This window comes from Variovorax sp. MHTC-1, from assembly GCF_003984645.1.
Lineage (GTDB): Bacteria > Pseudomonadota > Gammaproteobacteria > Burkholderiales > Burkholderiaceae_C > Variovorax.
The window spans coordinates 1-26,647 of sequence record NZ_RWKI01000035.1; the positions used below are offsets into that span (position 1 = coordinate 1).

23 protein-coding genes and 1 pseudogene are annotated in these 26,647 nt (G+C 67.6%); 9 read left to right on the top strand and 15 right to left on the bottom strand.

Annotated features, from left to right (window positions below; genetic code table 11):
* Window positions 1-499, top strand: a 499-nt coding sequence (locus EJI01_RS26845) for a M20/M25/M40 family metallo-hydrolase (protein WP_126840164.1), incomplete at its 5' end; no start/stop codon positions are given.
* Window positions 500-542: 43 nt separating this feature from the next.
* Here the strand turns inward: EJI01_RS26845 and EJI01_RS26850 are convergent.
* From EJI01_RS26850 to EJI01_RS26920, 15 genes and pseudogenes are all read right to left on the bottom strand, one after another.
* Window positions 543-737: pseudogene (locus EJI01_RS26850) on the bottom strand (Zn-dependent hydrolase); the annotation flags it as partial.
* A gap of 61 nt (window positions 738-798) precedes the next feature.
* Window positions 799-2,190 (bottom strand): amidase family protein, encoded by a 1,392-nt coding sequence (locus EJI01_RS26855; protein ID WP_126840166.1) that lies wholly within the window; start codon window positions 2,188-2,190, stop codon window positions 799-801.
* 11 nt (window positions 2,191-2,201) lie between these two features.
* Entirely contained in the window at window positions 2,202-3,485 is a 1,284-nt protein-coding gene (locus tag EJI01_RS26860) for an aspartate aminotransferase family protein (protein ID WP_126840167.1), read from the bottom strand.
* Between the two features lie 10 nt (window positions 3,486-3,495).
* Window positions 3,496-4,551 carry a phosphotransferase gene (locus EJI01_RS26865; RefSeq protein WP_126840168.1) on the bottom strand — a complete coding sequence of 352 codons (1,056 nt, stop codon included), beginning with the start codon at window positions 4,549-4,551 and terminating at the stop codon, window positions 3,496-3,498.
* A gap of 22 nt (window positions 4,552-4,573) precedes the next feature.
* Window positions 4,574-5,602 (bottom strand): histone deacetylase family protein, encoded by a 1,029-nt coding sequence (locus tag EJI01_RS26870; protein WP_126840169.1) that lies wholly within the window; start codon window positions 5,600-5,602, stop codon window positions 4,574-4,576.
* Between the two features lie 19 nt (window positions 5,603-5,621).
* Window positions 5,622-6,365: a GntR family transcriptional regulator gene (locus EJI01_RS26875; protein ID WP_126840170.1), complete on the bottom strand. Its 744-nt coding sequence runs from the start codon at window positions 6,363-6,365 to the stop codon at window positions 5,622-5,624.
* A 40-nt stretch (window positions 6,366-6,405) separates the two neighbouring features.
* Window positions 6,406-7,341, bottom strand: a complete 936-nt coding sequence (locus EJI01_RS26880; RefSeq protein WP_126840171.1) for a DMT family transporter — start codon at window positions 7,339-7,341, stop codon at window positions 6,406-6,408.
* On the bottom strand, window positions 7,338-8,396 hold the full coding sequence (locus EJI01_RS26885) for a histone deacetylase family protein (RefSeq protein WP_126840172.1): 1,059 nt from the start codon (window positions 8,394-8,396) through the stop codon (window positions 7,338-7,340). The genes EJI01_RS26880 and EJI01_RS26885 overlap by 4 nt, the downstream gene beginning before the upstream one ends.
* Window positions 8,393-9,763 (bottom strand): aspartate aminotransferase family protein, encoded by a 1,371-nt coding sequence (locus tag EJI01_RS26890; protein ID WP_126840173.1) that lies wholly within the window; start codon window positions 9,761-9,763, stop codon window positions 8,393-8,395. The genes EJI01_RS26885 and EJI01_RS26890 overlap by 4 nt, the downstream gene beginning before the upstream one ends.
* Before the next feature lie 25 nt (window positions 9,764-9,788).
* On the bottom strand, window positions 9,789-10,751 hold the full coding sequence (locus EJI01_RS26895) for a 2-hydroxyacid dehydrogenase (protein WP_126840174.1): 963 nt from the start codon (window positions 10,749-10,751) through the stop codon (window positions 9,789-9,791).
* Window positions 10,751-12,409, bottom strand: a complete 1,659-nt coding sequence (locus tag EJI01_RS26900; RefSeq protein WP_126840175.1) for an ABC transporter ATP-binding protein — start codon at window positions 12,407-12,409, stop codon at window positions 10,751-10,753. The genes EJI01_RS26895 and EJI01_RS26900 overlap by 1 nt, the downstream gene beginning before the upstream one ends.
* Entirely contained in the window at window positions 12,406-13,254 is an 849-nt protein-coding gene (locus tag EJI01_RS26905; RefSeq protein WP_126840176.1) for an ABC transporter permease, read from the bottom strand. Before EJI01_RS26905 ends, EJI01_RS26900 begins: the two co-directional genes overlap by 4 nt.
* Window positions 13,251-14,222, bottom strand: coding sequence for an ABC transporter permease (locus EJI01_RS26910; protein ID WP_126840177.1), 972 nt, complete (start codon window positions 14,220-14,222; stop codon window positions 13,251-13,253). Before EJI01_RS26910 ends, EJI01_RS26905 begins: the two co-directional genes overlap by 4 nt.
* A 130-nt stretch (window positions 14,223-14,352) precedes the next feature.
* Entirely contained in the window at window positions 14,353-15,921 is a 1,569-nt protein-coding gene (locus EJI01_RS26915) for an ABC transporter substrate-binding protein (protein WP_126840178.1), read from the bottom strand.
* An 87-nt stretch (window positions 15,922-16,008) separates the two neighbouring features.
* The gene (locus EJI01_RS26920) at window positions 16,009-16,800 is read right to left on the bottom strand and encodes a class II aldolase/adducin family protein (protein ID WP_126840179.1); all 792 of its coding nucleotides are present in this window, start codon (window positions 16,798-16,800) and stop codon (window positions 16,009-16,011) included.
* 637 nt (window positions 16,801-17,437) lie between these two features.
* Here EJI01_RS26920 and EJI01_RS26925 point away from each other — a divergent pair.
* From EJI01_RS26925 to EJI01_RS26960, 8 genes are all read left to right on the top strand, one after another.
* The gene (locus EJI01_RS26925; RefSeq protein ID WP_260602707.1) at window positions 17,438-18,583 is read left to right on the top strand and encodes a transporter substrate-binding domain-containing protein; all 1,146 of its coding nucleotides are present in this window, start codon (window positions 17,438-17,440) and stop codon (window positions 18,581-18,583) included.
* A gap of 11 nt (window positions 18,584-18,594) precedes the next feature.
* Window positions 18,595-19,194 carry an ANTAR domain-containing response regulator gene (locus EJI01_RS26930; protein ID WP_126840180.1) on the top strand — a complete coding sequence of 200 codons (600 nt, stop codon included), beginning with the start codon at window positions 18,595-18,597 and terminating at the stop codon, window positions 19,192-19,194.
* A gap of 265 nt (window positions 19,195-19,459) precedes the next feature.
* A complete protein-coding gene (locus tag EJI01_RS26935) occupies window positions 19,460-20,707 on the top strand; it encodes a transporter substrate-binding domain-containing protein (protein ID WP_221885726.1) in 1,248 nt (415 codons plus the stop codon).
* Window positions 20,708-20,767: 60 nt separating this feature from the next.
* Window positions 20,768-21,661, top strand: coding sequence for an urea ABC transporter permease subunit UrtB (gene urtB, locus EJI01_RS26940; protein ID WP_126840181.1), 894 nt, complete (start codon window positions 20,768-20,770; stop codon window positions 21,659-21,661).
* 3 nt (window positions 21,662-21,664) lie between these two features.
* On the top strand, window positions 21,665-22,789 hold the full coding sequence (gene urtC / locus EJI01_RS26945; protein WP_126840182.1) for an urea ABC transporter permease subunit UrtC: 1,125 nt from the start codon (window positions 21,665-21,667) through the stop codon (window positions 22,787-22,789).
* Window positions 22,786-23,544: an urea ABC transporter ATP-binding protein UrtD gene (gene urtD / locus EJI01_RS26950; protein WP_126840183.1), complete on the top strand. Its 759-nt coding sequence runs from the start codon at window positions 22,786-22,788 to the stop codon at window positions 23,542-23,544. Before urtC ends, urtD begins: the two co-directional genes overlap by 4 nt.
* Entirely contained in the window at window positions 23,538-24,230 is a 693-nt protein-coding gene (locus EJI01_RS26955) for an ATP-binding cassette domain-containing protein (protein WP_126840184.1), read from the top strand. The genes urtD and EJI01_RS26955 overlap by 7 nt, the downstream gene beginning before the upstream one ends.
* Before the next feature lie 52 nt (window positions 24,231-24,282).
* On the top strand, window positions 24,283-25,851 hold the full coding sequence (locus EJI01_RS26960; protein WP_126840185.1) for an amidase: 1,569 nt from the start codon (window positions 24,283-24,285) through the stop codon (window positions 25,849-25,851).
* Window positions 25,852-26,647: the final 796 nt, after the last annotated feature.

Genomic DNA, 26,647 nt, shown 5'->3' on the forward strand with positions numbered 1-26,647 from the left:
GGTCGCGCATCCGATCAACTTCAACCTCGGGCGCATCGAGGGCGGTGAATGGAATTCGTCGGTGCCCTGCACCTGCACGCTCGGCATCCGCTTCGGCTTTTTCCCGGGCATCGCGCCCGAGGAGGCCACGCGCCAGGTCAGCGCGCGCATCCGCGCCACGGCCGCGCGGGTCAATGCCGACCTGACGGTCGAGATCACGTCGCGCGGGCACTTCTCGCCGGGCTGCGAATACGACCTCGATGCACCCGCCATGCAGATGCTGGCGCAGGCACACCGGAAGATCACCGGCGCGGCGCCGGCACACCTGGCCTGCACCGCGACCACCGATGGCCGCCATTTCGCGCTGATGACCGACATCCCCGTCACCGTCTACGGACCGGTGGCGCGCAACATTCACGGGATCGACGAAGCCGTCTCGCTCCACAGCATGCAGCGCGTCGCCGCCACCATGGCGCAGTTCATGGTGGACTGGTGCGGCGTCGAGGAGATCCCTCCCTGACGTTGCCGCCCCCGCGCCATTCCCACCGTCCAGCGTCCCAACCTCAGGCCGCGGAGTGCAGCATCGCGTCCAGTAGCACGTTGCAGCCGGCCGCGAGGTGCTCGGGCTTCGCATCCTCGATCTCGTTGTGCGAGATGCCGTCCTTGCTGGGCACGCAGATCATCGCCACCAACAACTGGCCGGCCAAGTACACCGCGTCGTGGCCGCCGCGGCTGACCACGTCCATGCAGCTGTAGCCCGCTGATCGACGTCACCTTCGGCGAAGGCCCCGTTCGCCTGAGCGGCGGCGGCACTTTCGTTCAGTCGACCGGCATCGGCGGCACGCCCCGCGCCTCGATCGCCTCGCCGGCGACCAGGCACAGGTCTTCGCGGAAGCGGCCCGCGACGATCTGCACGCCGACCGGGCTGCTGCCCGACATGCCGGTGGAAACGACGAAGGAGGGCAGGCCCGTGAGCGGCAGGCCGACCATCGTCATCTGCGCAGCCCACACGCGGGCATAGGCCTCGGGCCCCTGCAGGTCGAGGTCGGCCGCGAACGGCAGCTCGGCGCAGGCCGGCAGCAGGACGACCGGGTAGCGCTCCATGAACTGCTGCCACTGCCGCGTGATCGTCGCGCGGCGCACCAGCGCGGCCGAGAACTTCTCGAGGGTCATGCCCGCGCCGATGGCCGCCTGGCCCGCAAGCGCGGCGAGCGCGCCGGGGTCGCCCTCGCGCTCGGCGCTGTGCACCATGGCCTCGTAGCCGTCGCCGATCCAGAGGCCGATCTGGATCGCGGCGGTCTCCTTCAGCGGCGGCAGCGCGTCGAGCTCATCGACCGTCCAGCCCGCGTCGCGCAGGCGATCCGCCGCGTCGAGCAGCGCGGCCACGATCTCCGGCTGCGTGTCCAGCCCGTCCGGCCGCAGGCACAAGGCCGCGATGCGCGGCAGCGCCGGGCCGGTGAGCGGCGCGGGTGACCACCAGGGGTCGCGCGGATCCGGCGCCGCCATCGCGACCAGCCCGAGTCGCACGTCGTGCACGGTGCGCGCGAGCGGGCCCGACACGGCCGTGATCTGGCCGCCGATCGTGCGCTCCGGGCTGGAGGCGTTGTAGGCCGCGACCCGGCCCAGCGTCGGCCGCAGGCCGTGCACCCCGCAGGCAAACGCCGGGTAGCGGATCGAGCCGGCGATGTCGGTGCCGTGCGCGATGTGGCCGATGCCTGCCGCGACGGCGGAGGCCGCGCCGCCCGAGGAACCGCCGGGCGTGAGCGCGGCATCGCGCGGATTGAGCGTGCGGCCGTGCAGCCGGTTGCTGGTGAACCAGCGGTAGCTGAAGGCGGGCGTGTTGGTGCGGCCGACGATCACCGCCCCGGCCTTCAGCAGGTTGTCGACCACGGGGCTGTTGGCGACGGCGACCAGGTCCTTCTGCAGGCCGACGCCGTTGGTGGTGGCGAAGCCGGCCTGGTCGATGTTGATCTTGACCGTGACCGGCACGCCGGCCAGCGGGCCCGGGTTCTCGCCGCGCGCGAGCGCCGCGTCGATGACGGCCGCGCGCGCCAGCACCTCCTCGGGACGATGGTCGACCACGGCGTTGAGCCGCGGGTTGACCGCGTCGAGCCGCGCCAGCGCCGCCCGGGCGGCTTCGGCGGCCGACAGCTTGCGCTGCGCGATCAGGGTTGCGATGCGGGATGCGGAGAGGCGCCAGATGTCGGTCATGCGAATCGGTTTCAGAAGGTTTCGAGCACGCTGTCCAGCGTGTCCGCGAGCAGGTCGGCATTCGCTTCGGAGAACACCAGCGGCGGGCGAATCTTGAGCGTACTGGCGTGCTCGCCGGTGCTGCTCAGCAGCACGCCGCGGTCGCGCAGCGCGTTGACGACGCGTGCGCACTGCGCCGTGGCTGGCGTGCGCGCGGCGTGGTCGGCCACGAGCTCGACGCCGGTGAAGAGGCCGGCGCCGCGCACGTCGCCGATCAGCGCGTGGCGCTGCGCGAGTTCGCGCAGGCGGTGGCGCAGGTGGTTGCCGACGCGCTGCGCGTTCGTCATCAACCCTTCGCGCTCGATCACGTCGAGCACCGCCATGCCCGCGGCCATCGACACCGGGTTGCCGCCGAAGGTGTTGAAGTAGCGGCACTCGCGGCCGAACGCGGCCAGCACGTCGGGGCGCACCGCGAGGCCCGCCAGCGGATGGCCGGCGCCGAGCGGCTTGCCCATGGTGACGATGTCGGGCACCACGCCGTGCCGCTGGAAACCCCAGAACGCGTCACCGGTGCGGCCGAGGCCGGGCTGCACTTCGTCGGCGATGAAGAGGCCGCCGGCCTCGCGCACCGCCTCCACCGCCTCGGCCATGAAGCCGGGCGGGTCGGTGAAGATGCCGTCGCTCGAGAACACCGTGTCCACCATCAATGCGGCGGGACGAATGCCGTGCGCTTTCAGGTCGGCGATGGCCGCGCGCACGCCCTGCGCGAACGCGCGCCCCAGGTCGCCGGGCGCGATGCGGTAGCTGTCGGGCGCGGGCACGGTGCGCACCGCGTCGCCGAGCTGCACGAACTTGCCGAGCGAGGGCGAGGCCTCGGCGATCGATGCGGTGACGCCGTGGTACGCGAAGCGGGTGATGATCAGCCCCTGGGCCTTCGTGTGTGCGCGTGCGATGCGCATCGCGAGGTCATTGGCCTCGCTGCCGGTGCAGGTGAACATCGCATGCGCGAGTTCGGCAGGCATTGTGGCGAGCAGCCGCTCGGCGTAGTCGAGCACGCTTTCGTGCAGGTAGCGCGTGTGGGTGTTGAGCACGCGGGCCTGGCGCGCGATGGCCTCGACGACGTGCGGATGGCAATGACCGACCGAAGCAACGTTGTTGTAGGCATCGAGATGGCGTTTGCCGTCGGCGTCGTACAACCACACGCCCTCGCCGCGCACCGGATGCAGCGGTGTGTCGTAGAACAGGCGGTAGGCCGGGCCGAGCACGCGCGCGCGGCGCTGGACGAGCGCCTGGGTTTCGGGAGCAAGGGTGGTCATGGGCGATCTCTCAGACGTTCACGGCGCGGCGGAAGGCGGCCGTCGCGGCGGCGGCGCCGACGCGCTCGCAGGCCTGCAACCGCGCCCACGACAGCGCGTTGTTGCGCAGCAGGTAGGGTGCGTTCTCGGGGTAGCGCGCGGCGCGCCAGCCGCTGATGGCCACCACCATCACGAGCCGCGCCACGATCAGGTCGAACAGCACGCCGACCTCGGCCGGCGACAGCGGCCGCACCGCGTGGTACGCGGCGACCAGCGGCACGATGGCCGCGAGCGGATCGTCGCCCGTGCCGACCTGGTACGCAGTGGCCACGGCCAGATCGTTGATGCATGGTGCGCGCACCATGTCGCCGAAGTCGAGGATCGCGGCAATACGGTCGGTGTCGGCCGGGTCGACCAGCACGTTGTAGATGTTGAAGTCGTTGTGGATCGGCTGCGTGGGCAGCGCGCGCAGCACGGGCTTGGCGTCGCGCTCGAAGCGGTCGAGTGCGGAGGCCGCGAGCGTGCGGCGCTCCGGCTCAGCGATGTGCGCGAGCAGGCCGCGCACGCTGTCGGCGCGCTGGAGGTCCCAGGGCAGCGGCAGCTCGCCGGCCGGATGGTCGAAGCCCGCGAGCGCAATGTCGAGCCGGGCCAGCATGCGCGCGAGGTTCTGCTGCTGCAGCGGCGTGCGCGGCGCCTCGGGCAGCGGCAGGCCGGGCAGGTAGCTGAAGAGGCGCACCACGCGCGGCAGGCCGTCGCCCGGATCGCACGCGAAGGAGGCGGCGCCGTCGCGCGTGGGCACGATGCGTTGCACCGGCAGGCCGGGGTCGGTGGCCGCAAGGTACAGCAGGGCCTGAGTCTGGAAGTCGGCGACCAGCGCGGTCTCGGCCGGGTGCGAAATCTTCAGCATGAAGCGGGCGCCGTCGGCCGCGCGCTCGAGCCGGTAGTTGCGGTCGCGTTCACCGGTCAGCGGCTTCATCTCGCCGTCGATGCCGTAGCGCTCGCGCGCGAGCTGGCGCACCCAGGCGTCGTCGAGCGTGGGCGAGCCTTCGCTGAGCACCTGCGCGTCGGCGAAGTCCGCGGCCGTCATGGGTGCACCCTTGGCGCTGTGCTCATGCAGCCCCCTCGAAGCCGCGCAGTGCGCTCGCGATGTTTGGGCCCAGGTCGTCGGAGAGGTAGCCGCCTTCCTGCACCAGCACCGTGGGCAGCCCCAGGCGGGCGATTTCGGCCAGCAGCACGGCGAAGCCGGCCGTCTGGATCTTCATGCCCTTGTAGGGGTCGCGCTCGTGCGCATCGAGGCCCAGCGCCACCACGAGCGCGCCGGGCGCGTAGGCGCGGATGCTGTCGCAGGCGTCGCGCAGCGCGGGCAGGTAGCCGTCGAGGTCGGTGCCCAGCGCCAACGGCTTGTTGATGTTGTAGCCCAGGCCTTCGCCTTCGCCGCGCTCGTGCGCATGGCCGATGAAGAAGGGCGTGAAGTTGCGCGGGTCGCCGTGCAGCGAGAGGGTCAGCACGTCGGCACGGCGATAGAAGATGCCCTGCGTGCCATTGCCGTGGTGCACGTCGATGTCGAGGATTGCCACGCGGTCGTGCACGCCGCGCAAATGCTGCGCGGCGATGGCCACGTTGTTCAGATAGCAGAAGCCGTTGGCGCGGTCGGCGTAGGCGTGGTGGCCGGGCGGACGGCAAAGCGCATAGGCCGCGCGCTCGCCGTCGAGCACGAGCTGCGCCGCATGCGTCGCCATGTTCGCCGAGGCAATGGCGGCTTCCCAGGTGCGCGCGCCGATTGAGCAGGCGTTGTCGCCCATGTGGAAGCCGGCCTGGCCGACCACGCTGTCGGGGTAGGTACAGGGCTGGCCCGGGAAGGGATGGATGTTGGGCATCACCTCTTGGGACGGGTCGTCCAGCAGCTGCCAGCGCGCGTAGGCCGTCTCGAGAAAGCGCAGGTACTCGGGCGTGTGGATGGCGGCGCGCGGGCCGGCACCGAAGTCGCGCGTGGCGACGATCTCGTGGCCCTCCTGCTCGACCGCCTTGAGGAGGCGGAACGCGCGCTCGGGCTGCTCGTTGCTGCGCTTGAGCTTGCCGCGCACCATGAAGAGCTGCGGGTCGTGGTCCTTGTGCGTGTCGCTGTAGACGACTTTCATCGGGCGAGCCTCTGCGTGATCAGGCGTTGCTGGGAAGCGGTGCAGTTGCGCCGTGCTGCTTCACGAACAGCGCGCGCACGTGCTGCCAGGCGTCTTCCAGGTGCACGCGCATCGCCGCCTTGGCGGCCTCGGGATCGCGGCGCGCGAGAGCGTCGGCGATGGGGCGGTGGGTCGCGGCCATCGCGGTGGGGTCATGGTAGACCGCATCGATCAGCGCGATGATCATCTGCATCTCGGTCTGCGTGTTCATGAAGATCCGGTGCAGGTGCGCATTGCCCGACAGCTCGCAGATCAGCGTGTGCAGCTCCAGGTCGGTGGCAATGCGGTGGTGCTGCGGCTGCGTGTTCGCCTCGCGCACCATGGCTTCGACCAGCGCCTGCACGCGCGCGATGCCCGCGTCATCGGCCTTGCGGCAGGCCAGCTCGATCGAGGTCAGTTCGAGGCTCAGGCGCACCTCGAACAGGTCGTCGATCTCCTGCACGCTGATGGTCCGCACCGCGAAGCCGTGGCGCGGCTTGGCCACCAGCACGCCCTGGCGCTCGAGCCGCCGCGCCGCCTCGCGCACCGGCGCGCGGCTCACACCCATGCGGCGCGCGATGTCGGCCTCGACGATGCGGCTGCCGGGGGCCAGGCGGCCTTCGACAATGGCGCGCGTCAGCTGGGCCTCGACCAGCCCGACGAGATCGGTCGACTCGACCGACTCGAAGAGGGCGGTGTCGGGAGAAGAAGAAGGAGGAGGAGGAGAAATTACGGAAGTTGCCATGTTGCTTGTCTCGTCATTGGTGTGCGCCAGGGGCGATTCTTCACCGGATGGCGTCTGCTGCCGTCGATATGGCCGCTGCGGTCTTCAGTCCCCGCCCCGCGCGCGCCAGGTAGATGCCCGCCGCCATGATCAGTGCGATGCCGGCCATCGCGATCGCGTCGGGCGGCCGGCGGAACCAGAAGGTGCTGAAGGCCACGGCCAGCAGCAGCTGGAAGTAGTTGAGCGGCGCCAGCGTGGAGGCCTCGACGCGCTCGAAGGCGGCCAGCAGCAGCCATTGCGCCGCGGCGCTGCAGGCCCCGCCTGCGAGCAGCAGCGCCACGTCGCCCCACGGCGGCTGCTGGGTGGGCAGGAAGAACGGCGCGGGCAGCAGCGTGACCACGAAGCAGGCCAACGCGGTCCAGGCGTACTGCACCGGCCCCGCGACCAGGCCAGCAAGCCGACGCGTGAGCAGCTGGAAGATCGCGTAGCAGATGGCCGCTACGGCCATCAGCAACGTGCCGAGCAGGGGCAGGTCGGCGCCCGGCCGCACGATCAGCAGCATGCCGCCGAAGCCGACCGTCACCGCCACCCAGCGGCTGCGCCGCACCTGCTCGCCAAGCAGCCAGGGCGACAACGCCACCATCAGGAGCGGCGCGGTGAAATAGATGGCCGTGGCCTCGGCCAGCGGCATCCAGATCAGCGCCGTCATGAAGCAGGTCGCCACCGTCGCGAGCATCAGCCCGCGCAGCAGCAGCAACGGCTTCTGCGGCGTGCGCCACATGCGCAGGTCGCCGTGGCGCAGCAGCACCGCGAAGGCGACACCGCTCACCGCGATGTAGCGCATCACGTTGACGAAGGGCGCCGGGTAGAACTGCAGCATGTGCTTGCAGAACGCGTCATAGGAGGCAAAGGCCACCAGCGCGCAGAAGAACAGCGCCACGCCGGCGCTCTTGGAGCCAGCCGGGCGCAGCGCGAGGGCGGAGGCTGCGGTGCTCATCGCGCGGCCTGGAAGCCCCGCAGGAAATGGTCGAGCGCGGGACCGATGGCCTCCACCATGTAGCCGCCTTCCTGCACGACCACGGTCGGCAGCTTCAGCGCGCCGACGCGCTCGCCGATGTGGCGGTAGGCATCGAGGTCGAGCTTCAGCACGCTGATAGGGTCGTCCTTGTAGCTGTCGAAACCGAGCGCGAGCACCAGTGCCTTGGGGGCGAACTCGCGCAGCGCGGCAGCGCCCTGGTCCACCGCCTGCAGGAACACCGCATTGCCCGCGCCGTGCGCGAGCGGCAGGTTCAGGTTGAAGCCTTCACCCGCACCTACGCCTCGCTCGTGCGCATAGCCGGTGTAGAACGGGTAGTAGCCCGAGGGATCGGCATGCGTCGACACGGTCAGCACGTCGCCGCGCGCATAGAAAATGTTCTGCGTGCCGTCGCCGTGGTGCGCGTCGACGTCGAACACCGCCACGCGGCCGTGCCGCTCCCAGAGCCGCTGCGCCGCGATGGCGCTGTTGTTGACATAGCAGAAGCCGCCCGCGCGGTCGCGGTGCGCGTGGTGGCCCGAGGGACGGCACAGCGCATAGGCCGCGTCGCCGCTTTCCAGCACCGCATCGGCGGCCGCCACCGCGGTGTGCGCCGAGCGCAATATCGAGCGCCAGGTGTGCGGGCCGAGCGGGCACGAGAGGTCGCTGACGTAGTAGCCCGTGCGCGCCACCAGCGAGGGCGAGGGGCACGGCGCGCGCGCCACGCCCGGCGTGCCGTTGTAGTAGGGCGAAAGATTCGGCAGCACCTCGATACCGGGTTCCACGCCGGGCACCTCGAGCTCGCGCCACAGCGCATAGGCCGTTTCCAGGTAGTCGAGGTAGTCGGCGCTGTGCACGGCTTCGAGCGGCGCGCGGCCACAGTCGCGCGGCTCGGTCAGCGCGATGCCACGCAGGGCCAGCGCGCCGCGCAGCGCATGCGCGCGGCTCGGCAGGTCGGTCGGCTTGCAGATGCGGCCCAGCCGCATGAACTGCTGCGGTTCGTGCAGCAGCTGGTCGTTCGTGAAGAAGGCCTTCATGCGAAGGTTTCTTCGAACACCGCCAAGGCGCGGCCGAAGCGCGCGAACATGTCGTCGATCTGCGCGGCCGTGATGATGAGCGGCGGGCAGAAGGCGACGGAGTCGCCCATGGCGCGCACGATGAGGCCTTGCGCCAGCGCGAGTTCGGCCAGGCGAGCGCCGGCCTTCTGCGCGGGATCGAAGGGCGTGCGCTTGGCGGGGTCGGCATACAGCTCGATCGCGCCGATGAGCCCCACGCCGCGCGCCTCGCCGACGTACTTGCGCGCGGCGTGGCTGCGCAACCCCTTCTGGAACTGCGGCGCGAGCGACTGGACGTGCGCGAGGATGTTCTCGTCGTCGTAGACCTTGAGCGTCTCGAGCGCGACGGCGCAGGCCACCGGATGGCCCGAGTAGGTGAAGCCGTGGCCGAAGGTGCCGATCTTTCCGCTGTTGGCAGCCACCGCGGCATGCACCTTCTCGCTGACCATCACGGCCGAGATCGGCACGTAGCCCGACGACAGCGCCTTGGCCGCGGTCAGGATGTCGGGCTTCAGGCCGTAGGTGGTCGAGCCGAACATCTCGCCGGTGCGGCCGAAGCCGCAGATCACTTCGTCGGCGATCAGCAGCACCTCGTACTTCGCGAGCACGTTCTGGACCTTGTCGAAATAGGTGGCCGGCGGCACCAGCACGCCGCCCGCGCCCATCACGGGTTCGGCGATGAAGGCGCCGACCGTTTCGGGGCCTTCGTCGAGGATGCGCTGCTCGAGCGCAGCGGCCAGCCGCGTCGCGAAGTCTTCCTCGCTCTCGCCGGCTTCGGCATAGCGGAAATGGTGCGGACAGTCGACGTGCAAGATGCGCTCGATCGGCAGGTCGAAGTCGCGGTGGTTCGGCACGAGGCCGCTCAGGCTGGCCGCTGCCACGGTGACGCCGTGGTACGCATTGCGGCGCGCGATGATCTTCTTCTTTTCGGGCTTGCCGAGGGCGTTGTGGTAGTACCAGACCAGCTTGACCGCGGAGTCGTTGGCCTCCGAACCGGAGTTGGCGAAGAACACCTTCGACATCGGCACCGGCGCCAGCGACAAGAGCTTTTCGGCCAGCGCGATCGCAGCCGGATTGGAGCGGCCATTGAACGTGTGGTAGTACGGCAGCCCGTGCAGCGCCTCGCTGCCGGCCTTGGCCAAGCGTGCGTTGCTGAAGCCCAGCGAGGCGCACCACAGGCCCGACATCGCCTCGAGATAGCGGCGGCCCTGGTCGTCCTCCACGAAAATGCCGTCGCCGCGCTGGATCACCAGCGGGCCGACCTGCGCATGGGTCGCGAGGTTGGTGAAGGAATGGAGATGCGCGGCGATGTCGTTGGCGGCGTTCTCTGCGTGCGTGCTGGCGTTCATGGGGGCGATTCCGGTGGATGGGAGTTCAATAGCCGCGCGCCAGGTCGACCTGGTTCGCGGGGCGCCGGCCCTGCCGCACCGACGCGAGGTTGTCGAGCGTCTGGCGCGCGATGACGAGGCTGTCGGTGCGCGTCGCGATGTGGGGCGTGACGAGGATGCGCGGGTCACCCCAGAACGGGTGCTCCGGCGGCAGCGGCTCCTGTGAAAAGGCATCGAGGGTGGCTGCCGAGAGCTGGCCCGCATCGAGCGCCGGCTGCAGATCGGCCTCGATCAGATGGTCGCCGCGGCCGACGTTGATGAGGTGTGCGCCGTGCGGCAGCTTTGCGAACAGCGCAGCATCGAGAAAGCCGTGCGTTTCGGCGGTGAGCGGCAATAGGCACACCAGCGTGTCGCAGCCCGCAAGAAATTCGTCGAGCTGCGCTGCACCGTGGAACCCGACGACGCCCCCCGGCAAGGCCTCCTTCGCGCTGCGGCTCCAACCGCGCACCTGGTAGCCGATGGCGGCGAGTGCCTCGGCGCAGGCCATGCCCAGGGTGCCCAGGCCGGCAATGCCGACGCGATGGCGGCCCGGCGACACGATCGGCTGCTCCTCCCATCGGCGAGCCGCGGAACTTGCGACGTAGCCCCGCATGCTGCGGTGCTGCTGCACCACGGCCCAGCAGACATAGGCCTTCATGCCGGCCGCCATGCCGGTGTCGACGATACGGCACAGCGGCAAGTGGCGCGGCAACTCCGCATCGGCGGTGATGTGCTCGATGCCCGCGGCCAGCGACTGCACGAGCCGAAGCTTCGGCATCTGCGCGAGCAGACCATGCGGCGGAAACCAGCATACGGCCGCATCGATCTCGTCCAGTGCGCCGAGCTCCGCGCCCAGGCGCAGGTCGATCCCCGGATGGGCTTCGCGGAAAGCCACGGCGAGGTATTCCATGTCCAGCACCGCGCTCAGAATCGCCACGCAGGGCGTGCCGCCTTTGTCGTGCGGCGCCATCACGCGACCAGCGCCTCGGCCGGCGACGCGGAGGACACCAGCCGCGGCACCGCCTCGATCAGCTTGCGCGTGTAGGGGTGCTTCGGATCGCCGAGCACCTTGTGCGTTTCGCCGTATTCGACGACTTCGCCGCGCTGCATCACGGCGATGTGGTCGCACATCTGGCCGGCCACGCGCAGGTCGTGCGTGATGAAGACCATCGCGAGCTGGAACTGCTCGCGCACCTGCGCAAAGAGTTCAAGCACTTGCGCCTGCACCGACACGTCGAGGGCCGACACCGGTTCGTCGGCCACCAGCAGCTCGGGCTGCATGGCCAGCGCGCGCGCGATTCCGATGCGCTGGCGCTGCCCGCCCGAGAACTCGTGCGGATAGCGCTCGGCCGCGTCGGCGCCCAGGCCCACGAGTTTCAGCAGTTCCATCGCGTGTGCCATGGCTTCGGCCTTGCTCACGCCCTGCGCGATCGGCCCGCCCGCAATGGCCGCGCCCACGCGGTGGCGTGGGTTCAGCGATGCGTACGGGTCCTGGAACACCATCTGGATCCTGCCCGCCGCCTCGCGGCGGAACGCCGGGCCCTGCGAGAGGCTGCGGCCCTTGAAGAGGATGCGGCCACTGTCGAACGGCGAGAGCCCCACCAGGCAGCGGCCCACGCTCGACTTGCCCGAGCCCGATTCGCCGACCAGCCCCAGCGTCTCGCCGCGGCGCAGCTCGAAGCTGACGTTCTTCGCGGCCTGCACCGAGCGGCCGCGCTTGAAGAGGCCGTTGCCCGAGGTGTAGGTCTTGCACAGGTCCTGCACCTGCAGCACGCGCACATTCTCGCCGGTCGGCGTGTCGCGCTCGGCGTTGCCGGTCGGGATCGCGGCGATCAGCTTGCGTGTGTAGGGGTGCTGCGGCGCATCGAGCACCTGGCGCACCGGCCCGGCCTCGACCACCTGGCCGGTCTGCATCACGACCACGTGGTCGGCGATTTCCGACACCACGCCGAAGTCGTGCGTGATGAACAGCACCGCCGTGCCGCGGCGCTGCTGCAGCTCGCGGATCAGCGCGAGGATCTGCGCCTGCGTCGTGACGTCGAGCGCGGTGGTCGGCTCGTCGGCGATCAAGAGCACAGGCTCGAGCACCAGCGCGCAGGCGATCATCACGCGCTGGCGCTGACCGCCCGAGAGGCGGAACGGATAGGCATCGATCAGCAGTTCCGGGTCGGGCAGGCCGACGTCGGCCAGCGCGGCCAGGATGCGCCGCCGCTTCTCGGCCGCGGGCACGCTGCCGTGCGCATCGAAGACTTCGCCGATCTGCTCGCCGACGCGCATCACCGGGTTCAGCGCGGTCATCGGCTCCTGGAACACCATGCCGATGCGGCGGCCGCGCAGCTCGCGCATTTGCGGCTCGGTGAGCTGCAGCAGGTCGCGGCCCTCGAACAAGATCTGCCCGGCCACGGGCTCGACGTGCGGGCGCGGCAGCAGGCCCATCACGGCGTTGGCGATCATCGACTTGCCCGAGCCCGATTCGCCGACCACGCACAGCGTCTGGCCCGGCAGCACCGACAGCGTGGCGCCGTCGACGGCCAGCGCGCGGTCCGCGCCCTTGGGCAGGCTGATGCCGAGCTTGACGACGTCGAGCACCGGCTGCACCGGCTTCATGGGCGTGACGGTGGCGCTCATTTGCCCCTCCCGTCGAGTCGCGTGTTGAGCCCGTCGCTGAGGCCTTCGCCCACCAGGTTCAGCGCCAGCACGGTCAGCACGATGGCCAGTCCGGGGAACAGCGCCATCCACCAGGCCTGGCGCAGCACGGTGCGCGCGGCGCCCACCATGTAGCCCCAGCTCATCTGGTTCGGGTCGCCCAGGCCGAGGAAGCTCAGGCTCGACTCCAGCAGGATGGCCGTGGCCGTCATGAGCGAGGCCATCACGATGATGGGCGACATGGCGTTGGGCAGGATCTGCGTGAGGATGATGCGCGGCGTCGACTGGCCCGCGAGCAGCGCGGCCTGCACGAAGTCGCGCTGGCGCAGCGTGAGGAACTCGCTGCGCACCAGCCGCGCCACCGGCGGCCACGAGACGATGGCGATGGCCACGACGATCGAATTGACCGAAGGCTGGAAGATGGCCACCAGCACGATGGCGAGCGCGAAGCTCGGCACGGCCTGGAACAGCTCGGTGAAGCGCATCAGCGCCGCGTCGATCCAGCCGCCGAAGTAGCCGGCGATGGCGCCGAGCGTCACGCCGATGAGCAGGGCCACGACGGTGGACACCAGCCCGATCAGGAGCGAGATGCGCGCGCCGTAAATCACGCCCGAGAGGATGTCGCGGCCCAGCGTATCGGTGCCGAGCGCGAAGCCGGGCTCGGTCCACGGCCGCAGGAACGGCTGCTCGACCATGTTCCACGGATCGTTGGTCGCGACCCACGGCCCGATGATCGCCACCACGGCCACCAGCATCAGCACGGCCATGCCGAGCACGGCGCCCTTGTTGCGGCAGAAGCGCCGCCAGAATGGACTTTGCAGGGTCATAGCTCTATCCGGGGATCGACCAGCGTGTAGACGAGGTCGGTAATGAGGTTGAACAGCACGGCCATGGCCGCGGTCACGAGAAAGGCGCCGAGCAGCAGGTTGTAGTCGCGCTGCAGCAGCGCGTCGAACATCAGGCGGCCGATGCCGGGCCAGGCGAACACGGTCTCGGTCAGCACCGCGCCGCCGATCATTCCGCCGGCCTGGATGCCCGCGAGCGTGACCACCGGCAGCAGCGCGTTGCGCAGCACGTGCGCGCGCAGGATGCGGCCGGGCTTCACGCCCTTGGCGCGCGCGGTCTTCACGAAGTCCATCTGCGCCACCTCGAGCATGGCGGCGCGCGTCATGCGCGCATACACCGCCATGTAGAAGAGCGCGAGCGTCAGCGCCGGCAGCACCAGGTGCCCGGCGATGTCCCAGGCCAGCGCCAGGCCGGTGGCGCCGGAGCCCACGGTGCTGAAGCCGAAGCCCGGCAGCCAGTCGAGCTGCACCGTGAACACCAGCACCGCCATCAGCGCGAGCCAGTAGAGCGGCGTGGCGTAGAAGATGAGCGCCACCACGGTGATCGAGCTGTCGACCCAGGTGCCGGCGCGCCGCGCGGCCAGCGCTCCGAGCGTGATGCCGAACAGCAGCGACAGTGCGAACGCGGTGCCCGTGAGCAGCAGCGTGGCCGGCAGCCGCTGCACGATCAGGTCCAGCACCGGCTGCTGCTGGCGGTATGAGAAGCCCAGGTCGAGCTGCACCACTTTGCCGACGTAGGTGGCGAGCTGCGTCGTGATCGGCTGGTCGAGCCCGAACTGCGCGCGCAGCTGTGCTACGAACTGCGGGTCGGACGCGCCCGCCTCGCCCGCGAGCACCGACACCGGATCGCCCGGCGCCGCGCGCACCAGCATGAAGTTGACCGTGGCGATCAGCAGGATCGCCAGCAGGCCCTGCATCACGCGGCCCAGCATGAACTGCGTACGTTTCATTCAGTACTCCACATCTTCGAAACTCCCGCGCGAGGTTCCAGAAACACCGCGGAACCGGCTTGGCCGGGCCGCAGGGTGTTGCCCCCTGCAAGGGGGTGGCGCTGCCACACGAAGTGGGCAAGCCGGGGGGTCAGGCAATGCTCGCGGTGCCCAGGCTGTCGTTGAGGCCGATGCCGGAGCTGACGAGATTGCTGATCTTGGTGCGGTAGAGCGTCGGGAAGTTGAGCTCGTGCAGCCAGGCCACCGGCACCTCGTCGAGCAGGATTTTCTGCACCTGCAAGTAGATGGCCTTGCGCTTCTCGGGATCGGCCTCTTTCGCGCCGGCCTCGAACAGCGCGTCCACCTTGGGGTTCGAATAGCCCTCGACGTTGTTGAACGGCGAGCCCTTGGCGATGTTGGCGGTCGTGTAGTTGCGTGCCACGCCCAGTGCCGGGTCCCCGTACTGGTAGAGGTAGGTGAAGGCGAGGTCGTAGTCCCACTCGTTGAGCTTCTGGTTCCAGCCGGCCACGTCGGTGGCCACCAGCTCGACCTTGATGCCGGCCTGCGCGAGGTTCTGGCGCAGGATCTCGGCGCTGCGCGTCCAGGTCTCGCCATAGGGCAGCGGCAGCAGGCGCAGCGTCTCGCCCTTGTAGCCGGCTTCTTCGAGCAGCTTCTTGGCGGTGGCCACGTTGCGCGGGTACTTGGCGACGTCGGTGCTATGGAACTTGATGTTGCTGTTGAACGGACCGGTCGCGGGCTTGGCGAAGCCCTGCCATGCGATCTTGGCCATGGCCTCGCGGTCGATCGCGTACATCAGCGCCTGGCGGAACTTGACGTTGTCCATCGGCGCCTTGCGGTTGTTGATCCACAGCCACGACTGCGGCGCGAAGAACTCCCAGCCCTTGGTCGTGACGGCTGCGCCCGGCAGCTTGGACAGCCGCAGCACGTCGAAGTACTCGACCGCGCCGCCCGGCACCACGTCGACCTTGCCCGATTCGAAGGCCGCCGCGCGCGAGGCCGCATCGGGAATCACGTGGAAGTAGACGCTCTCGACCATCGGCACGTCCTTGACGTGGTACTTGTCGTTGGCGACGAGCTGGATGTACGAGCCCTTGACCCATTCCTTGAATTTGAACGGGCCCGTGCCGATGGGTGTGGCGTTGGCCGGGTTGGTGGCGAAGTCGGTGCCTTCGTACACGTGCTTGGGCACCATCGGCATGCTGCCGACCTCGAAGATGCCGAGGAAGGGGCCGAACGGGTACTTGAGCTTGAACTCCACCGTGAGCGGATCGATGGCCTTGATGCTTTCCACCGACGCCAGGTTGGCCCGCAGGCGCGCATGCGTCTTGCGCAGAAACACGTCGGCCGAGAACACCACGTCGGCCGAGGTGAAGGGCTTGCCGTCGTGCCACAGCACGCCCGGTTTGAGCTTGAAGGTGAACAGCGTGCCTTCCTTGTTCGACGTCCACGAGGTGGCAAGGCCGGGCAGCGGGTTGATCTTCTCGTCGTAGCGCAGCAGGCCCTCGTAGATGTTGCCCGCGATCATCTGCGTGGGGCCGTTCTGCGTGATGCCCATCATGAGCCCCGGCGGCTCCGGCTGCACCACGGCGTTGATCACGCCACCCTTCCTGCCCTGCGCCAGCAGGTGCAGCGGGACACCCGCCAGCGTCAAGCCGGCGGCCGAGGCGGCGCCCATCTGGATGAGATTGCGACGTTTCATGTGCGGTAACTCCTTGTGGCTCTGTCGAGCGGGTGGGGAAGGGAACAGGAACGGAAGAAGCGCAACGAGGCGCCGCGGCGACGCCGCTCAGTCGCGGAACGACGTGGCGGGAAGCGGGTCGATGCGCTGCAGCAGCGCGCGCCATTCGCGCGCATTCGAGTCGGGCTGGCCCGGCTGGCGCACGCTGTCGCCGCTTTCGTACTGGCGCGCGGTCTTCTCGCAGACCTCGGGCGGCACGGGGTAGATCGGCTGCCCGCTCGAGGCGATGGCCACCTGCACGCGGCAGGCGCGCTCGAGGTTCAGCATCAGGATGAAGGCCTCCGACACCGTGCGCCCCAGCGTGACCAAGCCGTGGTTGCGCAGGATCAGCGCGCGCGCCGTCGGGCCCAGGTCGGCCACCAGGCGCTCGCGCTCGTCGGCGTCGAGCGCGATACCTTCGAAGTCGTGGTAGACGACGCGGTTGTAGAACTGCAGCGCCCACTGGTTGCACGGCTGCAGCCCGCCGGCCAGCGACGACACCGCGACGCCCGCCACCGTGTGCGTGTGCAGCACGCAGGCCGCGTCGTGGCGCGCCGCGTGCACCGCGCTGTGGATCGTGAAGCCGGCCGGGTTCACGTCCCAGGGCGAGTCGTCGAGGATGCGGCCGTCGAGATCGATCTTGACCAGCGACGAGGCCGTGATGTCCTTGAACAGCATTCCGAAGGGGTTGATCAGGAACTGCCCCTCGGTGCCCGGCACTCGCGCCGAGATGTGGGTGTAGATGCTGTCGTCCATGCCGTAGTACGCGACCAGGCGGTAGGCGGCGGCGAGGTCCGCGCGCACCTGGCGCTCGGCGTCGGACGGGGTCTGGGCCTTGCTGCCCACGGCGTGCAATTGCATGTCGTATTCCTTTGCAGGCGGCGGGCCCAAGCCCTGCCGCCGCTGTTTGGATGGAGGCGTTGAACTGTCTGCGAACTGTCGACAGTCAACCGATGACAGTCTTAAGCAACATACGGGCCCGGTCCATGGGGTAAGCCCTCAGGTATCGGGTTTTCGCGGACAGATCGCGGCGAAAGCGACATGGATGCTGGGTTCGGTGGGCGTCAAAAAATTGTGGCGCGCACGACGCCACCGGCCTTGGGCAGGTGGCGTCGTTGCTTCATGGCGGGGCGAAATGCACCGATCGCGTGACGGTGCACCGGGCATGCGCCCCGGGCGCGACACGGCTGGGCGCCGGCGGCGCCCATCTTTAGGAAGCTGCGCCGTGGCATGCCCGTGCCGAGGGCGTTTTGAGGGACTCGTCGCCCGCGAGGCAATCGGCCATTCCCCTTGCGAAAGGCCGCCAGAAGGCCGTCAGTCGAGCTCTGACACTCGGCAGTGACGCGATGGAAGCAGCCAGGGCTCAAGACTTCGCACAGTACTGGTAAAGTGGGCGCATCGGAGATGCAGGCGCATCGCCTGAATGAAACTCGGAGCAGTGAAGCTCCCAATGGTCCACTCGCGACCGTTGGGAGCTTTTTTTATTTGGAAGGTCATCGTGAGCACATTCACAGCGCGAACCTGGCGGGTTGGTGTCCTGTTCTCAGCGACGGGCGTCACCGCGGCGGTGGAGCGGACGCAGCAGGCTGCCACCCTGTTGGCGATCGAGGAGATCAACGAGGGCGGTGGCGTGCTCGGTCGGGCGATCGAACCGGTGATCTACGATCCTGCATCCCGCCCCAGACGGTGTGGCGAGCTGGCGAAGCAGTTATGCGACGAGGACGGCGTGGCGGTCATTTTCGGGTGCTACATGTCCAGCACGCGCAAGGCAGTGCTTCCGGTGGTCGAGGCCCATCGCGCGCTGCTGTTTTACCCGACGCTCTATGAAGGCTTCGAGTATTCGCCGAATTGCGTCTACACCGGCGCTGCACCCAATCAGAACTCGGTGCAACTGGTGCGCTACCTGACGCGGAACTTCGGCAAGCGGCTCTTCCTGATCGGATCGGACTACGTCTACCCCTACGAGTCGAACCGGATCATCGCGGACCTGTTCCGCCAGGCTGGCGGCGAGGTGCTCGACGAGATGTACGTGCCGCTGCGCGTCGCCGACATCGACATGGCGAAGGTGATTCGGCGGATCAAGGCGGCCAGGCCTGATGTGGTCTATTCGACCGTCGTGGGCGACGGCATCGCGCATTTTTACGGCGCGTACCGCGAAGCCGGTTTCGATCAGCGCACCCATCCCATTGCGAGCCAGTCCACGCAGGAAGCTGAGATCGCCCAGATGCCTGAAGGAATGGCGGAGGGCAGCGTCACCGCTGCACCGTACTTCTCGACGCTGCAGAGCCCTGCGAATCTGAAGTTTGTGGCCGCGTACCGCAAGCGGTTCGGTCCCGACTTGCCGATCACGGCCTGCGCCGAGGCCGCATATTTCCAGGTGAAGCTCTATGCGCAAACGCTGGAACGCGCGGGCGATGATCGGCTCGACATGATGCTGCCGCATCTGCACGAACACGAATTCGATGCGCCGCAGGGCAGGGTGAGAATCGATCAGGAGAACCATCACACCTATCTGTGGCCGCGTGTCGCCAGGGTCGATGCCAGCGGCACGTTCCAGGTGGTGGACGATCCGGGCATCCGCGTCAAGCCGGACCCCTACATGTACGAGAGCCGGTTCGATCCGCTTGCGGGCCATTCAGCCTGATCGGAAGCCCCATGGCGATATCCCTGCTGCGCGAACTGCCCGAACTAAAGGTCGTCGTTGTACATCCGCCCGATGAAGAGGGGGATGCCCTGGTCAGCCATCTGCGCCGGGTCGGGTGCATGGTCAGCGTCGTCTGGCCGGTGCCGGTGAATCTGGTGTCGAACGCCGACGTCCTGTTTCTGCTCATCGAAGGTGAGGCCCGGTATGCGATCGAGGCGCTGCTCAGGTCGTTGCCCAAGCCCGAGCCGACGGTCATCGCGATCTTGAACTACGAGGACCCGACGACGCTTCAGCTTGTTCTCGAAAGCGGCGCCTTTGCCGTCGTGCAGAAGCCCATCAAACCGTTCGGCTTGCTCGCCAACCTGATCGCGGCGCGAAGCATCTGGATGGAGCGTCAGGCGCTGGTGAAGGAAAACCGAAAGTTGCGCAGGAAGATCACGAGCGACCAGGCGATGAGCCGCGCCAAGACGATCCTCATGGCGTCGAAGGGCATCAGCGAGGTCGAGGCCTACCAGGCCATCCGTGCGCAAGCGATGTCGAAGCGGCTCTCGATGGAGCAGATCGCAAGCTCGATCATCAACATGGAAACATTGTTGCAAGCCGCAAATTAACCGGATAGGATGAATGCACTGTGTCAGCGGGATTCGTTGACACAGTGGCCGCACCACCCTTGATTTTTCAGGCGCTGGTGCGGTTGTTCCAGGGAACCATGTGTGTTTTCTGGATGCTGGCAATGAAGCCCACACCGCAGGCAACCGCTGCGGGGTGGGTTTTTTTTTGCCCGCACCCGACAGTGCCGTCGGCTGGTATCGCTTGACACGGTTCATCAACCATTCGGCAGCCATGCAGTGCTGCCCCACGTCTTAAGGTTCCGCCATGCTGACAACTTCACGCCGCCGCCTCCTCGTCTCCTCGGCCGCATCGGCCGCAGCACTGTCTTGCCCTGCGTGGATGCGATCCGCGTTCGCGGCCGACGCCATCAAGGTCGGTGCTCTGTACTCCCAGACCGGTGGACTCTCCATCGTGGAGAAGATGCTTGCCAACGCCGTGCGCATGGCCGTGGCGGAGATCAATGCCACGGGCGGCGTGATGGGACGCACGGTTGAGGTCGTGCTGGAGGACGGTGCGTCCGACCCCAAGACCTTCAACGAGAAAGCCTCCAAGCTGGTGACGCGCGACCGCATCGAGACAGTGTTCGGCTGTCATACCTCGGCCAGCCGCAAGGCCGTGCTGCCAGTCTTCGAGCGGCGCAATGCGATGCTTTTCTACCAGACGCATTACGAGGGCTATGAGTGTTCGAAGAACGTCGTCTACAGCGGCGCCGTCGCCAACCAGCAGCTCGGAAATTACATTCCATGGATCGCCCAGAAGCTCGGCAAGAAGAAGTTCTTTATCGTCGGTTCGAACTATGTCTACCCGCGCGAGATGGCCAAGGTCAGCAAGAAGCTGATCGAGCAGTCGGGTGCGAAGTGGGTGGCCGACGAGTATCTCGAACTCGGACATTCCGAGTGGGCGACGATGGTGCGCAAGATCAAGGAGTCGGGCGCCGATGTGGTTCTGTCGAACGTTGTCGGTGATTCGCTGGTGGCCTTCTACCGCGAGTACAAGAACCAGGGCATGTCGCAGGCCGCGGTGCCGATCTGCGCCACCGTGACCAGCGAGATCGAGATCGCCGCGATGGGTGCCGAATATGCGGCGGGCAGCTACACCTCGGTGCCGTACTTTATGTCGATGGATACGCCCGCCAACAAGTCCTTCATCGAGCGCTACCGCAAGTTCGTGAACGATCCCAAGGCCGTCACGTACCACTCGCTGGAGGCCGCCTACTTCCAGGTCTTCCTGTGGAAGCAGGCAGTCGAGGCCGGCAAGGCCATGAATGCCGATGCGATTCGCGCCAACATCGGCGGGCAGACCTTCGATGCGCCGGGCGGCAGGGTGCGCATCGATCCCGACAGCCTGCACGCGTGGGTCACGCCGCGCATCGGTCAATGGCAGGCCGATGGCCAGAGCAAGGTGGTCGACGCCAGCCCGCAGCCGATCCGCCCGCTTCCTTACTCGGCGTACGGCGAGACCGACATCAACCTGATCTGCACGCGCAAGGGCGCGGTCGCCGCCAAGATCTGATGCCCTGCGGCTCATCGCGTCGGCGCGCCGGTGGGCTGCGCCGCGAAAGGAACTTCCGACATGCTGGATGTACTTCTGATCGGCCTGAGCGTGGGCTCGATCCTTCTTCTGGCCGCGCTCGGGCTCGTCATCATCTACGGCGCCATGGGGGTCGTGAACATGGCGCACGGCGAGATGATCATGGTGGGCGCCTACGCCGCGGTCATGACGCAGATCTGGCTGGGATGGGGCCTGTACGCGGCCATTCCCATTGCCTTCGTGCTCACAGCGTTGCTGGGATTCCTCATTGAGCGCTGCGTGGTGCGCCGCCTCTACGGACGGCTGGGCGACACCCTGCTCGCGACGTGGGGAGTCGCCATTCTTGTGCAGCAGTTCGTGCGGCTCGAGGGCGGCCTGGCCTTCTTTGGCATCCACATCGAAGGCCTCGGCCCGGGGCTCCAGAACATGCCCGTTCCAGCGGAACTGCAGGGGGCGTTCCAGATTGCCGGCACATCTGTCAATGCTTACCGCGCGTTCATCGTCGCGAGCACGATCGTGTTGACGCTGGCCACCTGGCTGCTGATCTACCGCACCCGCATGGGCATGCAGGTTCGCGCGATCATCCGCAACCCGCGCATGGCGGCGGCCTGCGGCATCGACGTCGAGCGTGTGAACGCCGTGACCTTCGCCTTCGGCGCGGGGCTGGCGGGCATCACGGGTGTGCTGGTCGCGGGCTTCAAGACCGTGTCGCCCGACATGGGAACGGCACTGGTCGTCGACAGCTTCCTCGTGGTGGTCGCGGGCGGTGTCGGCAGCCTGCTCGGTGCCGTCGTGACCGCCATTGGGCTCGGCGAGGTCAACGGCATCGTCGCCGCCGTCACCAACGACATCGTGGCGCGCGCCGCCGTGTTCGGCCTCGTGATCCTTCTGATCGTCTTCCGCCCGCAGGGGTTGTTCTCGTTCAAAGGACGATAAGACATGGTTTCCCGACTGGACAGGCGTGCGACCTTCGCCGCCTACGCGATCTTTCTCATCCTGGTGGCCACCGCGCCGCTGGTGCTCGACGGCTTCTGGCTCAACCGGCTCGCGAAGTACCTGGTCTACGGCATGCTCGGCGTCGCCATTGCGATGTGCTGGGGTTACGCCGGCATTCTCAACCTGGGGCAGGGGCTGTTCTTCGGCCTCGGTGCCTACATGCTGGCCATGTCGCTGAAGATGGCGAGCCCATCGAGCCTTCAGCACGGTGGCCAGGGACCGGTGCCCGACTTCATGCTGTCGAATGCCGAACCGGGTGCCGTCATCGACCTGTGCTGCATCAACCAGGGTTCGTTCCTTTGGTTGCCGTTCCGCTACCAGTGGTTCGGCATCCTGATGGGCGTGGCATTGCCGGTAGTGGCCGCGTTCGTGCTGGGTGCGGTGGTTTTCCGCAAGCGCATCGCAGGCGTTTTCGTCTCGATCATCACGCTCGCACTGGTGCTGCTGGTGCGGCTGCTCCTGGTGGATGCCCAGCCGCTGACCAACGGCTTCAACGGGTTGTCGGACCTGGCTTGGCTGCGCGTCGGTGCGCTGGAGTTCGATCCCTACGGCACGTCGACCTACTACCTGATCGCCGGCGCGCTGGCGGTGGTGCTGGTCGGTGCGCGGCTGCTGCTGGCCACGCGCGCGGGGCTGATCCTGCGGGCAACGTCGGGCGATCCGCAGCGCGCCCGCTATCTCGGGTTCGACGTGGCGCACTACCAGACCTTCTTCTTCGCGCTGTCGGCGGGTATCGCGGCGCTCGCCGGCATGCTCTACGTGGTGGTGGCCGAGTTCGCGTCGCCTACCTTCATGGACCTGGCGTTCTCGATCACCATGGTGGTGTGGGCCGCGGTCGGCGGGCGTGCGTCGCTGCTCGGCGCGTGCGTCGGCGCCATCCTGATAAACATGCTTGAGGCGACGGCCAGCGAAACGCAGTCGCTGGTCGAAGCGTGGCGCGTGATCGTGGGCCTGACCTTCGTGCTGGTGGTGCTCTACCTGCCGAAGGGGATCGGGGGTTGGGCGCACGACATGCTCGAGCGGTGGAGCAGTCGACCCGCGCCACGCGAACTCGGGAGTGTCCGATGAGCGCTACGGCACTAGAACTGAAATCGCTGGGCGTCAGTTTCGGGGGCTTCAAGGCGGTGGACGGCGTGTCGCTGCAGGTTGCCGAGGGCGAGCTGCGCGTGCTGCTCGGCGCCAACGGCGCGGGCAAGACCACCCTGATGGACCTCATCTCGGGAAAGACGCGAAGCTCCGAAGGGCGCATCGAACTGTACGGCGCCGACGTGACCAACTGGCCCGAATACCGCGTGGCGCGCGCCGGTATCGGCCGCAAGTTTCAGATTCCGAGCGTTTTCAGGGAACTGAGCGTGCGACAGAACCTGTGCGTAGCGGCAATCAGGGAGCCGTCGATCGTTCGCAACCTGCGCTGGGGCTTCGACAGACAGGACGAGACCCGCGTCGACGAGATCCTTGCGCTGACCGGGCTCGAGAGCGTGCAGCAGCGGCAGGCAGCGGACCTGAGCCACGGCCACACGCAGTGGCTGGAGCTGGGCTTGCTGATCGCGCAGCGTCCAAAGGTCATCCTGCTCGACGAGCCAACGGCCGGGATGACGCAGGCGGAAACGCGCAAGACCGCAAAGATCCTGAAGGTGCTGCGCGGCAGGCACACGATCCTGGTGGTCGAGCACGACATGGCATTCGTGAGGGACATCGCCGAGCGCATCACGGTGCTGCATCTCGGCCGCGTGCTGGCCGAAGGCAGTGTGGCGGAGATCGAGCGCGACCCCCATGTGCGGCAAGCCTACCTTGGCTCTCACGGAATTGCCTCGTCATGCTGAAGCTATCGAATGTCAACGGCTTCTACGGCCGCAGCCATGCCCTGCAGGACGTGGACCTGTCCATACCGGCGGGCAAGATCACGGCGATCCTCGGGCGCAACGGAATGGGCAAGACCACCTTGCTTCGCACCATGATGGGCAGCATGGTGCGCTCGACCGGCGCGATCGAACTCGAAGGAGTGCGCATCGATGGCTTGCCGACCCACATGCGCGCCCGAAGCGGCATCGCCTGCGTGCCGCAGGGGCGCGAGATCATTCCGGACTTCAGCGTGCGGCAGAACATTCTGATGGGCGCGTTCACCGGCCGCGGGCCAGGCGCGATTCCGCCGCTGGCGCTGGAACTGTTCCCGTACCTCGCGGCCAACCTGCATCGGCCCGGCGGCGTGCTGTCGGGCGGCCAGCAGCAGCAGCTCGCGCTGGCGCGGGCCCTGGCGGCCCACCCCAAGGTCATGCTGCTCGACGAGCCGAACGAAGGCATCCAGCCCTCCGTGGTCGAAGAGATCGAGTCCGCCATCACCCGCCTGAACCGCGAGTTCGGCATGACCATGGTGCTGGTGGAGCAGAACATCGACTTCGCCCGGCGCGTGGCGAGCCACTTCGCCATGTTCGAGAAGGGATCGATCGTCGAGAGCGGTCCCATCGCCCGGCTGACGAACGAAGTCGTGGACCGGCACATGACTTTCTGAGCTGGTCCTCGCAGGGACAACGCCTCAACGCATCATTTCACCAGGAGTTCAAATGAGCCTTCTCGATTCGACCACCGAGGCTGCGCCCGCCGAGGCCGCCTTGGATCTGACAACGCTGACCGTGGAAAAGATCCAGGCGGCCCTGCAGAGCGGCGTCCTCACCGCCGAGAGCCTGACGCGCGCGTGCCTTCGGCAGATCGCGCTGTACAACAGGCGCTACAACGCGATCATTTTCAGCAACGAGGCGGCGATCGACGACGCGCGCTGCATCGATCGCCGGCGGCTCGCCGGTGAGGCGCTGGGGCCGCTTGCAGGCGTCCCCGTCGTCGTCAAGGACCCGATGGACATGGTCGGATTCCCGACGACCGCGGGTTGGTCGTTGCTGTACAGCAAGACCGGCGGCGTGGATCTCTTTCCGGCCACGGACTCTCCTGTTGTTGCGCGCATGCGGGCTGCCGGCGCCATCATCCTCGGCAAGACCAATGTTCCGGTCCTGAGCCATACGGGGACACATGCGGACGACAGCTGGGCCGGCCCCACGTTGAACGTCGTCGCGCCTGATCGGGTGCCCGGCGGCAGCAGTGCAGGCACGGCTGCCGCGGTCGGCGCGAGCATGGCGGTGCTGGGGCTGGCCGAAGAAACGGGTGGATCGATCCAAAATCCGGCCTCGGCACAAGATCTTGTCGGCATCAAGCCGACCATCGGCCTGGTGCCCAATGCAGGGGTGATGCCTTTGTCCGGCAATCGCGATGTCGTTGGGCCTATCGCACGTTGCGTTCGCGATGCCGCACTGTGCCTCGATGTTCTGGCCGGATACAGCTCGGAAGACCCGAAGACGTTGGCAGGGGTCGGTAAGAAGCCCAAGCTGGGCTACACGTCGAAGTTGAGTGGGCATGCGCTCAAGGGGGCGCGCCTCGGCCTCTTCGGCGCTGGATGGCGCGAACAGCCGCTCGCGCCGGAGACCGAAGGGCTCTACGAGCGCGCCCAGAGGGAACTGACGGAGCTTGGTGCGGTCCTGGTGGAAGATCCTTTCCACGGTTCCGGCTTTGCAGCGCTGCGCAAGCCAACCGCGCCGCTGCCGAATTTCGATGCGCGCGGCATGGAGTCCGTTCCGTATGACCTGCACAAGTACCTCGAGCGTTTGGGACCTGACGCGGCTCTGCGGAACTTCAGTGAATTCGCTGCTGCCACCGCGAACCAGTCCGCTTTTGCCCCAGGCGGTGTGCTCAACTTTATGCATACGCTGCCGCAGTTCGTCGCTTCGTTGCAATCGCCCACGGTGCCGCCGGACCTCTCCGATTTCATTGCGTTGAAGGAAGCGTACCTTCGAATCATCGAGGAGGTTTTCGAGCGGCAGCAACTCGACGCGTTGGTCTTTCCGCAGATGCGAGAGGAGTTGCCGCTGGCCGGGCAGGGGCAGACCATCCAGGAAACGACAGTCGGCGAAATCAACATCGCCGGCGTGCCGGGTGTCACGGTACCCGCGGGCTACTACGGCTCCGGTTCGCCGTTCGCTCTGATTTTCGTGGGAAGGCTTTGGAGCGAACCTGAGCTCTTGGCTTTTGCCTACAACTACGAGATCGGGACGCAGCATCGCCGCTCGCCAAGTCTCCAAACGTAGGCATACCGCTACGGAGAGTACGCCGCCATGCTGACCTGCCTTGCAGCCCCAAGCTGCCCCTCATCAAAGCTTGCTTATCGTGATCTGAGGTGAGGCCAAAAAGCTTCGCGGGCGGTCGACACGGGTGGCCGAAGCTGACATCCACGTCGACGATCGAACGCCGGCCCCTCGAGGCCGGCGCAGTTGCCATCAAGCATGCACCGTCTGGCCAGATGCGACAGATGTCAGCTTTGAGGAGGAAGGGGGAGGACCCGCAGCCCTAACCGGGTGTTTGGCAGGCGGCCGTGGCTCGTGACCTGCTTTCGAGGCCCGGAAAATGGATGAAAAGACCACCCCGAAATTCCAACTGTGCCGCGCAGTGCGTTCAAAGTGAACTGGCGGATCTGCTCCAAGTCATTGCTGCGCAACGCCAAGGTGTTGCGTCCTTGGCGACGATGGACAGCGTCGGAAGGTGGAAGACGCGCTGCGCCCGTGCCTGGGGGTGCTGTGCGAGCTGCATCACCGATGCGTGCGCTACGCCCCCGTCGAGGGCTCGCACATCCCTTCGGCGAGCTTCGTCGGCAACTGCTCTGACGGCCCAGGTCGGGTGGCCGATGTTCGTGCCGATCGAGCCTCTCACACTCCCGCCCGCAAGCGTTTAGCCACCGCACTGTCCGCAGTGCTGTCATGCCACGCCCTATCCGGACAACGAGATTCAGGAGCTGGTCGCTGAGGCAGTGCGCCTCGCATACAAGCCGGACCTTCCTGGAGATGCTGCTGGCGCATGGCTGAATGCCGCGCACGAGGGCTTGGCTAT